A 12,478-nucleotide genomic window follows, 5' to 3' on the forward strand; every position below is an offset into this window, starting at 1 on the left:
ACGCGCCATCCGCCCCGACGCTAGCACCGGGGCCGGTGGCGTCGAGGAGGATCGGCGGTGTCAGCTGCGGCCCAGCTTCACCATCTTCTTGTCGAGGGTGAAGACGGTCATCTCCTTGGTCGACGCGGTCATGATGATGTTCTCCATCCGACCGTCCGGGATCAGCGCCGCGACGGCCTTCTTCAGGGCCGGGTTCGCGGCGATCGCAGCGCGGTCAGCCGCCGACGGGCGCAGGAAGCCCTGGTAGATCCGCGGTGTGGAGGTCAGGCCGACCGGCATCCAACCGGGTCGCGGTGTGGGTGCGATGTACGCGGTCAGGTCGGCGCAGGCGCCGCCGGCGCAGATCTGGAAGGTCTGGACTTCGGTCGCGTAGTCGAACGACCTGGTGGACAGCGTCCACCCGGATTTGTCGCGCCCCGCGTAGTTCACGGTGCTGGCGGGGGAGAGCGTCGCCGAGGTCATGTCGGCGGCAGTGTTGTCGAGGACCGGCGCCGTCAGCTTCGCCTTGGCCACCGGGGTGAACTTCCACGAGGCCTTCGGGTCGATCTTCTTGGACCAGATGCCGACCTTGCCGTCCTTGCGGCCCTCCACCTGCAGTTCACGGTTCGCCGACCGCGGCCCGGTCTGCCGGACGCTGATGGCCGAGGTGATCTCGCCCGGCACCTTCGGCTGCTGAATCCACTGGGGCGACGGCAGCTGGAACTTGGCGTACGGCTTCGGGAAGATGCCGCGCAGGAACGGATACTGGGCGAAGAAGCCCTCGAAGTTGTTCGGCGCGCCCTTCAGATTCCCCTGGTCCTCCGGGGTGTACGAGAAGAAGAGGGTGTCGGCGCCGGACATGTCGAAGTCCCACAGGCGGGTGTACATGTCGCCGTAACGGTTGATGACCATGGTCGTCGAACCGGCCGACGAGAGGTTCACCGCGCGGAAGCGGCCGTCGACCGGTCCCTGCATCTCGTAGCTGTAGTCGGAGCTGTAGCGCTTGCTGCTCGGCTTGAACGGGTCGCCGCCGGGCAGCCACGGATCCAGGATGAAGATGCGGTCACCGGTCTGCGACAGCGCGTACAGGCTGGTGACGCCCGCGCCACCGACCGGCTGCTCGTGGCCGGCGCCGTCGGTCCAGAAGCCCTGCTGCTTGAACGGGATCACCGACGTGTACATCGGATCGAGCCAGGAGAAGCTCCAAGCGCGCATGGTCGGCCGGACCTTGGTGCCGCCCGGATTCATCCAGATCGGTGAGCCGAATCGAGCCGTCCACCACCACAGTTCGGGGGTCTGGTCGGCGGACTCGAGGGTGTAGACCTTGCCTCCGTTGGCGAGGACCACCAGGCGGCTGCCGTCGACCGAGAGCCCCGTGATGCGGTTCTTGACGCACAGCGGAACGGGGGCGATCCGCCAGTCGCCCTTGCCCTTGCTGGACTTGACGTACAGGTTCCGGTTGAACAGGGCGTACTGCCACGAGACGTTGAATCCGGCCTTCTCCGAACGCATCTCGATGCGCGACGGGAGGCCGCGCTGCACCGGTGCGGATGCGCGCGGCATCGTCAGCAGACCGATTCCGCGGTTCGGCGCGTGCAGCGGGACCGGCCAGGTGCCCGCGCGACCCGGGAAGGTCAGCACGGCGCAGCTCACCGGCGCGGGGAGGATGCCGATCGGCAGGTACTCGTCCGCGGTCGCCGTCGGCGGGTTGCCGAGCGTCAGCGCGGCGGCGAGTCCGGCGGCCACGGCGCCGAGACCGAATCGTCGGGCTCCGCGCCGCAGGCGCGATGCGAGAGGGGGTCGAGGGCTGGAGGGCATTGCCTGAAGTTAACTGTTTGCCGTGGTCAGGGGCCAATTCGTAGCCGGAATTCGCTTGAACGGATGATAGTTGCTCCGACTGGGCGGGGGCAGGCGCGCCGAACGCGGCCGTTTCGGTTCCCGGCTTCGGTGCGGGTCGTTGCCAACCCGCTACCCGTCGGCAACGATGAACGAGTGGACCTCCCCGTGAACCCGCCCGTGCAGCCGATGCTCGCCAAAGCGGTCACCGCCGTGCCCGACCAGCCCGACGACGGGCCCGTGTGGTCGTACGAGCCGAAATGGGACGGCTTCCGCGCCTTGATCTTCCGCGACGGCGACGAGGTCGTGATGGCCTCGCGCGGCGGCAAGGATCTGGCGCGCTACTTCCCGGAACTGGTCGACGCGGCGCGGTCGTCACTCCCGGAGCGGGTGGTGCTCGACGGCGAAGTGGCGGTCGCGCAGCCGGTCTCGGGGGTGAACCGGCTGGACTGGGATTCGCTGTCGCAGCGCATCCACCCGGCGGCGTCGCGCGTGGCCAAACTGGCGGAGGAGACGCCCGCGGTGTTCATCGGGTTCGACGCCCTCGCCACCGACTCGCTCGATCTGACGGGAGAGACGTTCGACGTGCGTCGCCGAGCGCTCGTCGACGCGGCCGCAGGCCTCGACGACCCGCGGATCCAGGTCAGCCGGGTCACGCGGGATCCGGAGCAGGCTCGGGCGTGGTTCACCGAGTTCGAGGGCGCCGGACTCGACGGCGTCGTCGGCAAGCGGCTCGACGGCGTCTACGTGCCGGGTAAGCGCGAGATGGTGAAGATCAAGCACAAGCGAACCGCCGACTGCGTCGTCCTCGGCTATCGGATCCACAAGTCGGGGACCGGGCTCGGATCCATGCTGCTGGGCCTCTACGACGGCGGCGAGCTGCGCATGGTCGGCGGCTCCAGCGCCTTCTCCGATAAGAAGCGGATCGAGCTGCAGGAGCTGTTCGAGCCGATGCGCCTCGATCCCGACCACGTCGCGCAGGGCGAGGTGAGCCGGTGGCGGACGGCGGGCAGCGCCGAGTGGATCCCGATCCGCCCGGAGCTGGTCGCCGAGTTCGCCTACGACCAGATGGAGAACCAGCGGTTCCGGCACACGGTGAAGTTCCTGCGCTGGCGACCCGACCGCGATGCTGCGAGCTGCGGATACGACCAGCTCGAGGTGCCGCTCACCTACGACATCTACGACGTCCTCGAGACCGGAAGGGCCGACGATGCCTCCTAAACCGAAGCCGGTGATGCTCGACGTCGACGGCGTCGAGTGCAAGCTCAGCAACCCCGACAAGATCTACTTCCCCGAGCTCGGCGAGAACGGCGGCCGCAAGGGCGACCTCGTCGACTACTACCAGACCATGGCGTTGGCCGGTCCGCTCCTCGCGGCGATCGGTGGTCGTCCCACCTTCCTGCAACGGTTCCCCGACGGCGTCGAGGGGGAGCAGATCTATCAGAAGCACCTGCCGAAGTATCACCCCGACCACGTCCAGTCGACGAAGATCGTCTTCCCGTCCAAGCGGACCGGGCAGGCCTTCTGCCCCCGGATCCCCGCCGACATCGTGTGGGCCGCCAACCTCGGGACCTTCACCTTCCACTCCTGGCCCACACTCGACGGCGACAACGACCACCCCGACCAGCTGCGGATCGACCTCGATCCCGCGGACGGCAAGACCTTCGACGACGTGCGTCGCGTCGCCCTCGACCTGCTGAAGCCCTTCCTCGACGAGATCGGGATGACCGGCTTCGCCAAGACGTCGGGCAGTCGCGGCGTGCACGTCTTCGTGCCGATCCGACCCGAGTGGGACTTCATCGCGACCCGTCGCGCGGTGATCGCACTCGGCCGCGAACTCGAGCGACGCGCACCGGATGCCGTCACCACCTCGTGGTGGAAGGAGGAGCGCGGCGACCGCATCTTCATCGACTACAACCAGAACGCCCGCGACCGGTCGATGGCGTCGCCGTATTCGGCGCGCAAGTCGGCCCGCGCCCGCGTCTCGACCCCGGTGACGTGGGAGGAACTGGTCGACGTCGATCCGGACGACCTCACCATCGCCACCGTCCCCGCGCTCGTCGAGAAGCGCGGCGACCCCTGGGCCGACATCGACGAGCACCGCTCCGGCCTGGAGACGCTGCTGGAGATGGTGGTGCGCGACGAGGCGAACGGTCTCGGCGACCTGGTCTATCCCCCGAACTACCCGAAGATGCCGGGCGAACCGCCGCGCGTCCCGCCGAGCAAGATGGTCGCCGAGCACTGGGACGCGGACGGGAACCGGGTGGAGTAGGGGCTCAGCCGAGTTCTAGCGTCAGCCGAACTCCTCCGCCCGCCGCCGCAGCAGGCTCCGCGGCGAGAGTCCCGTCAGATCGGTGAACTCGCGCGACATGTGCGACTGGTCCGCGTAGCCGCAGTCGGCGGCCACGTCGACGGCGGCCCGGCCGGCTTCGAGGCCCGCGCGCGCGGCGTCGAACCTCATCAGCCGAGCCGCCTGCTTGGGGCCGATGCCGAACTCGGCGGTGAAGAGCCTGGTCAGGTAGCGGGCGGACCAGCCGGACTGTTCGACGAGCTCGGCGACTGTGACGTCGCCGCGGCGGCGGGCCAGGTATTCCCATGCGGCGTGGGCATCGTCGAATGGCGCGGCATCGCTTGCGATGTCGACGAGCGCGCCGGCGCAGACCGCGGCGCGGTCGTCCGGGTGGGCCTGCGCGAGCTGATCGTGCAGTCGTCGTGCGATGTCGGTGTCGATCTGGGCCAGTTCGGACGTGCCGTTCGCCAACTCGCCGACGGGCAGTCCGAACAGTGCTCGGACGGCGGCGGGGGAGAGGCTCACCTGCACACCCACCTGGCTGCCGTCGTGATGAATGGTGACCGGCCGCAGGTGCATGCCCGCCAGGCAGCAGCGGAAGGTGTCCGTCTCGCTCCGGCCCTCGGTGCCGAGGACCAGCCCGTCGGCGAGATCGACGATCAGAGTCGCCGTGGCCGACGGCAGACCGAGGTGCTGTCCCGGACTCCCGCCGGAGATGTCGTACGGCGTGATCTCGACGCCGGTCAGCCGGCGTACGTCCCGAAGCTCCATACGTTGCCCTCCCGATCGGCGATGGAGAAGCCTCGTGATCCATAGTCGGCGTCTTCCATCTCGCGGACAAGGGTCGCGCCCAGCGCCTGCGCCTTCGCGTAGACCTCGTCGGGGTCGGTGACGACGACGTACAGGTTGCCGGAGCCGACGGGTCGGCTGAACGTGCTGTCGGCCTTGTTCGCCGAGTGGACCATGACGCGGCCTCCGTCGGGCCACAGCATCTCCGAGTGCATCACCTCGCCGTCTCCGTCGCCTTCGACGAGGATGCCGGGGAGGAACCCGAGCTGTTCCAACCAGTCGCGCAGGGCGAGCGGGTCGTCGCTGGTGATGCCCGCCCAGATGTTGGTGTCTCTTCTCTCAGTCATGACTCCAGTATCGGATGCCGACCTGCGGCGATCTTGAAGGAATCGGCACGACCGCCCGCAGGGGGACGTTGGTCTCGTTCGGTCGATCCGCACCGTAGGTTAGGGTCGGCTTATGAGCAAGATGTCTCGATTGATCGTGGTCCTCATCGCCGGACTGACGGCCGTCTCGTTGACCGCAGTCAGCGTCGCGGACGCCGAGGCGAAGACGTGGAAGCCCGCGATCGCGGTGTACCTGGCCGACGGCACCACTCCGGTCGGCACCACGCAACTGCACCCCGGCGATCAGGTGGTCGTCAAGGGCACCGGCTTCGATCCGAACGCCAACACCACCGGCGGCCTGCCGGTTCCGGTGCCGCCGGGCGTCCCGCACGGCACCTTCGTGACCTTCGGTGCGTTCTCGCCGAACTGGAAGCCGTCGAAGGGCGCCCCCGAATCGGCGCGCACCACCGTCCGGGCGCAGACCAAGTGGGCGCTTGCGCGCGACGCGCTGAACCGCGTGCCCGACGTGCCGTTCGACATGCGACGCACCGTCCGCCAGCAGTGGGTGGAACTGAGCCGCGCGGGCGAGTTCACCGCACGCATCACCCTCGCGACGCCCAAGACCATCCCGGCCGGCGGTCGGTGGGGCGTCTACACCTTCGGTGCGGCGGGGACGGTCAACGCCGCTCAGGAACTGATGACGCCGCTGAACTACTCGACGGCTGCAGGCCCGAACACCCCGACTCCCGCCCCGAAGAACCTGGTGTGGGCGTACTCGCCGACCTTCGCCGAGACGGTTCGCGGAACCACCGGTGGAGCGCTGTCGGGCAACGGCGGGGCGGCGGTCGACGACGCCGGGCGTCTCTCGTTCGAGCTCGTCGGCAACACCGTGCGCGACGGCCGCGGCGAACTCCGCTACCGCGGCACCGTCGTCGCCTCGACCAAGTTCCACCTGCTGGAGATCGCCCTCGCCGACCCGATCATCCGGATCGACGGCGACCGCGCCGTGCTGACCATGCGCACCTCCACCACCGACATGAACGGCGACGACGTGCTGCGTCGCATCGCGATCGCCGACCTGTCGCTGAGTCCGGCGCAGGTGGCACGACTGTCCCGCGGCGACGACGTCACCGGCGTCGCCGCGTCGTTCCGCCGCGGCATCACACCGACCTCGCTCGCCGCGCTGTCGCTCGGCACGGCGTCGCCGGTGAACATCACGTTCTGATTCGGACCCGCATCCGCGACGCGGCCGTCGCGGATGCGTAGGCTCGGCGTGTGAACTCCGCGCGGGACGGTCGACGATCGGTCGGTGACCCCGCGTGGGTCGAGGACCAGGTCCACCCAGGGGTCCGCGTGGCCGCCGCCTGGACGTGGCGGCTCCTCATCATCGGTGCCGGACTGTTCGTGCTCGGCAAGATCTTCCTCCGCTTCGAAGAGGTCTTCGTCCCCGTCGCCATCGCGATCCTGATGTCGGCGCTGCTGGAACCGATCGTGGGCTGGCTGACCCGACGTCGTATCCCCCGCTCGATCGGGGTGCTGTTCACCGTCGTCCTGACGCTCGCCGTGCTCGCGGCAGGTCTCACCTTCGTCGTTCAACAGCTGATCACCGGCATCCCGCGGATGTCGGGCGACATCGCCAACTCCATCTCCAAAGTCCGCACCTGGCTGGAGAACGGGCCGCTCGGCGTCAACTCCGACACCATCCGCAAGGCCAGCGACAACGTCATCTCGTGGTTGCAGGCGCATGAGGCGACCATCGCGACGGGTGCCATCGACACCGCCACCGTCGTCACCAAGCTGGCCACGGCCGCGCTGCTGACCGTCTTTCTCTTGATCTTCTTCCTGTACGACGGCCGACGGATGTGGGAGTACTTCACCCGCCTGGTGCCGCGCGCCCATCGCGAGCACATTCGCGGCGCCGGTGAGGCAGGGTTCCACACGCTGCAGTCGTACGTCCGCGCCACCGTGCTCGTCGCCCTGATCGACGCGATCGGCATCGCCATCGGCCTGGCGATCCTGCGCGTGCCGATGGTGATGCCGTTGACCGCGCTGATCTTCCTCGGCGCCTTCATTCCGATCATCGGCTCGATGGCAGCGGGTTCCATCGCGGTCCTCATCGCGCTCGCCACGCAGGGCTGGTTCACCGCGCTGCTGGTGGTCGTGGTGCTGATCGTCGTGATGCAGGTCGAGAGCCACGTGCTCCAACCCTTCCTGATGGGGCGGTCGGTGAAGCTGCACCCGGTCGCGGTGATCATCGTCATCGCCGCGGGCATCATGTTCGCCGGTGTCGTCGGCGGTCTGCTGGCCGTTCCGGTCCTCGCGTTCCTCAACACCGCGGTCGGCTATCGGCCCGACGTCGCCGACACGGATGCGCTGGTCGACGAGCCCGTCGACCTGGAACCGCCGCCCGATGCCTGACTTCGACCTCACGATCGCCGAGATCCGCGCCGTCACCGAGTACGCGCTCGCCGCCGCGCGCAGGGTGTCCGGACTGCTCGACGACCCTCGACCACGTGCCGCTCTCGACGCCGCCGCGCTGTTCGTCGACGGCGCACCCCGATCCACGCTGCAGCGGACCGCTGCGCTCGACGCTCACCGTGCCGCTCACGACGCTGCTTCCGAGAGTGCGGCGTGCGCCGCTCATGCCGCGGGCGACGCCTGCGCCGCCGCCTACCTGCACCCGCTCGCGCAGGCGACCCAGGTCGGCCATATCCTCCGTGCGAGCGCGTACGCCGCCGTCGCCGTCGAACTCGCCGACGACGACCCGGCAGCGGGCGACCGCATCGTCGCCGAGGAGGCCCGGCGGATGCCCGCGGTCGTGCTCGACGTGCTGCGCCGCTATCCGTCCGCGCCGACCGGTCGGACTCGCGTCGCGCAGCGGATGACGATGCTCGACGGCCTGCTGCGGTCGCGCTGAGGCCGCCGCGCCGGCACGCGAATGTGATTACGCTGGACCGGGATCGATCTCCGTACACCGTCAGGAAGAGGAGAGCATGAGTTACACCGTCGCCGATCTGATCGTCGAGACCATCGCCGCCGCCGGAGTGGAACGGATCTACGGGATCCCCGGAGACTCGCTCAACGGTTTCACCGACGTCCTCCGCACCTCGGACTCCCTCTCGTGGGTCCACGTCCGGCACGAGGAGGGCGCTGCGTTCGCCGCGTCGGGCGAAGCCGCGATCACCGGCGGTCTCGCGGTCTGCGCGGGCAGTTGCGGGCCCGGCAACCTGCATCTGATCAACGGTCTCTACGACGCCCACCGCTCCCGGGTCCCGGTGCTCGCGATCGCGGCGCAGATCCCCGCCGCCAATGTCGGCACCACCTATTTCCAGGAGACGCACCCGGAACAGATCTTCGCCGAGTGCAGCGCCTACTGCGAGACCGTCAACACCGTCGAGCAGCTCCCGCACCTCATCGACATCGCGATTCGGACCGCCGTCGAGCAGCGCGACGTCGCCGTCCTCGTGATCCCCGGCGAGCTGTTCCTCGCCAAGATCGACCGGCCCGATCGCGTCACCCGGATCCGCGCCGCCGCCACCGTCATGCACCCCGCCGTCGAACCGCTCCGCCTCGCCGCCATTCGACTCAATGAGTCGCGCCGCGTCACGATCCTCGCCGGGGCGGGCGTCGCCGGCGCCCACGCCGAACTCATCGCGATGGCGGCTGCTCTCAAGGCGCCGATCGTGCACGCCCTCCGCGGCAAGGAGCACATCGAGTACGACAATCCGTACGACGTCGGCATGACCGGGTTGCTCGGCTTCTCGTCCGGATACCGGGCCATCGAGAACTGCGACACCCTGCTCATGGTCGGCACCGACTTCCCATACCCGCAGTTCCTGCCGTCCAAGGCGTTCACCATTCAGCTCGACGTCCGTGGCAGTCAGATCGGCCGCCGCTGCCGCGTCGACCTGCCGCTCGTCGGCTCCGTCGTCGACACCCTGCCCTTGCTCACCGAGCGGATCGCAGCCGATCGCGACGACGCGCACCTGACGGCCGCCCGTGAACACTACGCCCGAACCCGGGCCGGGCTCGACGATCTCGCCACCCCGTCCGACACCGGCGACCCGATCCACCCGCAGTACCTGACCACGCTGCTGTCCGACGCCGCCGACGATGACACCGTCTTCATTCCCGACGTCGGGTCACCGGTCGTGTGGGCGGCCCGCTACCTGCGCATGAACGGGAGACGGCGGCTCATCGGCTCATTCAGCCACGGCTCCATGGCGAACGCCGTCTCGCAGGCTGTCGGGGTCTCGGCCGTCGACCGACGCCGACAGGTCATCGCCATGGCCGGCGACGGCGGCCTCGCCATGCTGCTCGGCGAACTCCTCACGCTGGTACAAAACGACCTGCCGGTGAAGGTGGTCGTCTACGACAACTCGTCTCTCAACTTCGTCGAACTGGAGATGAAGGCCGCCGGGTTCGTCACGTTCGGCACCGACCTCACGAACCCCGACTTCGCGGCCCTCGCCCAGTCCGTCGGCATCTGGGGCCGCCGAGTCACCGAGTCCGCCGACCTGCCCGCAGCCGTCCGCGACTTCCTCGCGCACGACGGCCCCGCCCTCCTCGACGTCACCACCGCCCGTCAGGAGCTGTCGATCCCGCCGACCATCTCCGTCGCCCAGGCCAAGGGTTTCGCGCTCTACGCGCTGCGGACCGTGATGTCCGGCCGCGGCGACGAACTGGTCGACCTCGCCGAGACGAACCTGTTCAAGCGGCTGTTCTGAGGGGATGACCGCGCCGGCCGGACCGGGCATGTCGAATCTTGTCGATCCACTGGGCCTGGAGCCCGATGGATCGACAAGATTCTGATGCCCGCGGGCCGTCCCGGTCAGCCCTCGCTGCGTCGCACCATCTCCGCGATCCAGATCGGCGCATACGGTGACGTGCAGTTCGGCGGCGTCGGGTAGTCCTTCAAGACCTCGAGGCGTTCCCCGATCTCGATCGCTCGACCGCGCAGCTCCGGATGCGCGATGCCGATCTGGGCGAGCGTCTCGTTCATCGACCACTGCAGTCGTTCCGGCGCATCGCCCATCTCGGCGTCGATCGTTTCCAGCAGGGCGTCGAGATCCAGTCCGTCGGCGTCCTTCGCCGCCCGGACGCTGGTCAGATGCCACCCCGCGCTCGCTACGACCGGATCGTCGTCGGCCATCCACCGCAGGCGGAGCTCCTCCGCGTGCTTGCTCTTCTTCACCAGATTCGCCAGCACCCAGCCGTGCACCTTCGGCGTCCGCGACTCCCGCAACAGCCCGTCGAGCTCATCCACCGAATAGTCACGTGGTCGGCTCACCAGGATCGCGAGCAGTCGTGCCGCAGTGTCACCCGTCGCCCACAACTCCCGCGCCAACTCCGGTTGCGCCTTCAGCCGTTTCGCGACCGCCCGCAACTTCGTGAGATTCACGCCGTGATCGTCACCGTGCCGCTCATTGACCGCGCGGACCTTCGGATCCTCCAGGGCAGCGAGTTCGGTGAGGACGTCGGAGAGCTCGGGGTGCATGGGGGTGAGGGTAGTGGGGGTTCGGTGTCTGTGCTGGTCCGGGGTTCCCCGCTTCGCTGGAACCTTGTGTCGCGGAGGATAGGGGACTCCGTCGCTTCGCTCCTCCTCGAATCGCCGTGTCCGAATGCAAAGGCAAAAGTCCCCCGCCGTCGAGGAACTCGACGGCGGGGGACTTTTCCCTTTGCGGAGGATAGGGGATTCGAACCCCTGAGGGCTATTAACCCAACCCGCGTTCCAGGCGAGCGCCATAGGCCACTAGGCGAATCCTCCGAGCAGAAACGATCGTAACGGGTGGGGTGGGTGGATCCCAAAACGACCCGCTACACTGATCTACGGATCCCGCGCGGCGTGCATCCTGTGAACTCCCCCAGGGCCGGAAGGCAGCAAGGGTCAACGGGCTCTCTCGGGTGCGCGGGGTCCTCTTAATTTTTAGACGGCGCGGACAGCTACAACCGCGCACCACGGTCTGTGGGAGAGGTCCACGTTGAACTTTCACTCGATGAGTGTCGACCAACTCCGAACCACCCAGGAAGATCTGCGCAAGCGTTACGCGACGCTGCAGGCCGCCGGGCTCAAGCTCGACCTCACCCGCGGCAAGCCTGCGCCCGACCAGCTCGACCTCTCCAACGAGATGCTGTCGCTGCCGGGCGAGACCTACACCAGCCCCGACGGCGTCGACTGCCGCAACTACGGTGGCGTCACCGGACTCCTCGGCCTCCGCGAGATCTTCGGCGAACTTCTCGGCACCGGCACCGAACGCACCATCGCGCTCGGCAACGCCAGCCTGCAGGCCATGCACGACATCACCGTCCACTCCCTCCTCGGCGGCAATCCCGACTCCGACCAGCCGTGGTCCACGCAACCCATCAAGTTCCTGTGCCCCGCCCCCGGCTACGACCGCCACTTCGGCATCACCGAGCGCTACGGCATCGAGATGATCACCGTCCCGATGAACCCCGACGGCCCCGACGTCGACGCCTGCGCCGCGCTCGTCGCCGCCGACCCGTCCATCAAGGGCATGTGGCTGGTCCCCACCTTCTCCAACCCCACCGGCTACACGGTGTCCGAGGAGGTGGCCCGCCGCCTCGTCGCGATGCCCGCCGCCCCCGACTTCCGCATCTACTGGGACAACGCGTACGCCGTTCACACGCTGGTCGACGAGACGCCGACCCCGCTGCCGATCCTCGACTTCGCGGAGGAGGCAGGCAACCCCAACCGCGTGTACGTCTTCGCCTCCACCAGCAAGATCACGTTCGCCGGAGCCGGTGTCGCGTTCTTCGCGTCGTCCAAGACCAACATCGACTGGTTCACCAAGAACCTCGGCGTCTCCACCATCGGCCCCGACAAGCTCAACCAGCTGCGGCACCTGATGTTCCTGCGCGACGCCGACGGCGTCCGCGCTCACATGGCCCGCCACCGCGCACTGATCGCACCCAAGTTCGCGAAGGTCCTCGAGATCCTCGAAGACCGCCTCGCCGACAGCAAGATCGCGTCCTGGACCCATCCCGAGGGCGGCTACTTCATCAGCCTCGACGTGATCGACGGCGCCGCCGCCCGCACCATCGCACTCGCGAAGGACGCGGGCATCGCGCTGACCGCCGCCGGCTCCACGTTCCCGTACAAGAAGGACCCGCGCGACGAGAACATCCGCCTCGCGCCGACCTTCCCGTCGATCGACGAACTGGCTACCGCGATGGACGGCGTCGCCACGTGCGCGCTGCTCGCCGCGACCGAGGTGCTGCTGGACGCAGAGTAAGCGTG

The 12,478-nt window shown here is 68.4% G+C and carries 11 protein-coding genes, 1 tRNA gene and 1 other RNA gene; 8 read left to right on the forward strand and 5 right to left on the reverse strand.

The genetic code is table 11. The annotated features are described in order from the left end of the window. Window positions 1-60 precede the first annotated feature (60 nt). A complete protein-coding gene (locus ACH46_RS01695; RefSeq protein ID WP_226995727.1) occupies window positions 61-1,797 on the reverse strand; it encodes a hypothetical protein in 1,737 nt (578 codons plus the stop codon). A 174-nt stretch (window positions 1,798-1,971) separates the two neighbouring features. Here ACH46_RS01695 and ACH46_RS01700 point away from each other — a divergent pair, with 174 nt between their 5' ends. After that, window positions 1,972-3,036 (forward strand): ATP-dependent DNA ligase, encoded by a 1,065-nt coding sequence (locus tag ACH46_RS01700; protein WP_062391407.1) that lies wholly within the window; start codon window positions 1,972-1,974, stop codon window positions 3,034-3,036. Further along, the gene (locus ACH46_RS01705) at window positions 3,026-4,087 is read left to right on the forward strand and encodes a DNA polymerase domain-containing protein (RefSeq protein WP_062391408.1); all 1,062 of its coding nucleotides are present in this window, start codon (window positions 3,026-3,028) and stop codon (window positions 4,085-4,087) included. Before ACH46_RS01700 ends, ACH46_RS01705 begins: the two co-directional genes overlap by 11 nt. Window positions 4,088-4,108: 21 nt before the next feature. Here ACH46_RS01705 and ACH46_RS01710 read toward each other — a convergent pair whose 3' ends face one another. Both ACH46_RS01710 and ACH46_RS01715 read right to left on the reverse strand, forming a co-directional pair. Further along, on the reverse strand, window positions 4,109-4,876 hold the full coding sequence (locus tag ACH46_RS01710; protein WP_062391409.1) for a helix-turn-helix domain-containing protein: 768 nt from the start codon (window positions 4,874-4,876) through the stop codon (window positions 4,109-4,111). Further along, window positions 4,849-5,241, reverse strand: coding sequence for a VOC family protein (locus tag ACH46_RS01715; RefSeq protein WP_062391410.1), 393 nt, complete (start codon window positions 5,239-5,241; stop codon window positions 4,849-4,851). The genes ACH46_RS01710 and ACH46_RS01715 overlap by 28 nt, the downstream gene beginning before the upstream one ends. Window positions 5,242-5,353: 112 nt before the next feature. On the opposite strand from ACH46_RS01715, the gene ACH46_RS01720 reads away from it, so the two are divergent. From ACH46_RS01720 to poxB, 4 genes are all read left to right on the forward strand, one after another. Beyond that, window positions 5,354-6,445 (forward strand): HtaA domain-containing protein, encoded by a 1,092-nt coding sequence (locus ACH46_RS01720; protein ID WP_062391411.1) that lies wholly within the window; start codon window positions 5,354-5,356, stop codon window positions 6,443-6,445. A 50-nt stretch (window positions 6,446-6,495) separates the two neighbouring features. Further along, the gene (locus ACH46_RS01725; protein WP_062391412.1) at window positions 6,496-7,638 is read left to right on the forward strand and encodes an AI-2E family transporter; all 1,143 of its coding nucleotides are present in this window, start codon (window positions 6,496-6,498) and stop codon (window positions 7,636-7,638) included. Beyond that, window positions 7,631-8,137: a putative immunity protein gene (locus ACH46_RS01730; protein WP_062391413.1), complete on the forward strand. Its 507-nt coding sequence runs from the start codon at window positions 7,631-7,633 to the stop codon at window positions 8,135-8,137. The genes ACH46_RS01725 and ACH46_RS01730 overlap by 8 nt, the downstream gene beginning before the upstream one ends. A gap of 76 nt (window positions 8,138-8,213) precedes the next feature. Next, window positions 8,214-9,947 (forward strand): ubiquinone-dependent pyruvate dehydrogenase, encoded by a 1,734-nt coding sequence (poxB, locus tag ACH46_RS01735; RefSeq protein WP_062391414.1) that lies wholly within the window; start codon window positions 8,214-8,216, stop codon window positions 9,945-9,947. A 104-nt stretch (window positions 9,948-10,051) separates the two neighbouring features. Here the strand turns inward: poxB and ACH46_RS01740 are convergent, their stop codons facing one another. After that, complete coding sequence (locus ACH46_RS01740) at window positions 10,052-10,717, reverse strand: DNA alkylation repair protein (RefSeq protein WP_062391415.1); 666 nt, start codon at window positions 10,715-10,717, stop codon at window positions 10,052-10,054. A 184-nt stretch (window positions 10,718-10,901) separates the two neighbouring features. Next, window positions 10,902-10,987 (reverse strand) — tRNA-Ser (locus ACH46_RS01745). A gap of 61 nt (window positions 10,988-11,048) precedes the next feature. Between ACH46_RS01745 and ffs the strand changes: the two genes are divergently transcribed. Then, window positions 11,049-11,143: signal recognition particle sRNA small type (gene ffs, locus ACH46_RS01750), an RNA gene on the forward strand. Between the two features lie 58 nt (window positions 11,144-11,201). Continuing rightward, complete coding sequence (locus ACH46_RS01755) at window positions 11,202-12,473, forward strand: aspartate aminotransferase type Ic (RefSeq protein WP_062391416.1); 1,272 nt, start codon at window positions 11,202-11,204, stop codon at window positions 12,471-12,473. The last annotated feature ends 5 nt before the right edge of the window (window positions 12,474-12,478 follow it).

Origin of the sequence: Gordonia phthalatica, assembly GCF_001305675.1 — a bacterium.
Taxonomy (GTDB): Bacteria; Actinomycetota; Actinomycetes; order Mycobacteriales; family Mycobacteriaceae; genus Gordonia; species Gordonia phthalatica.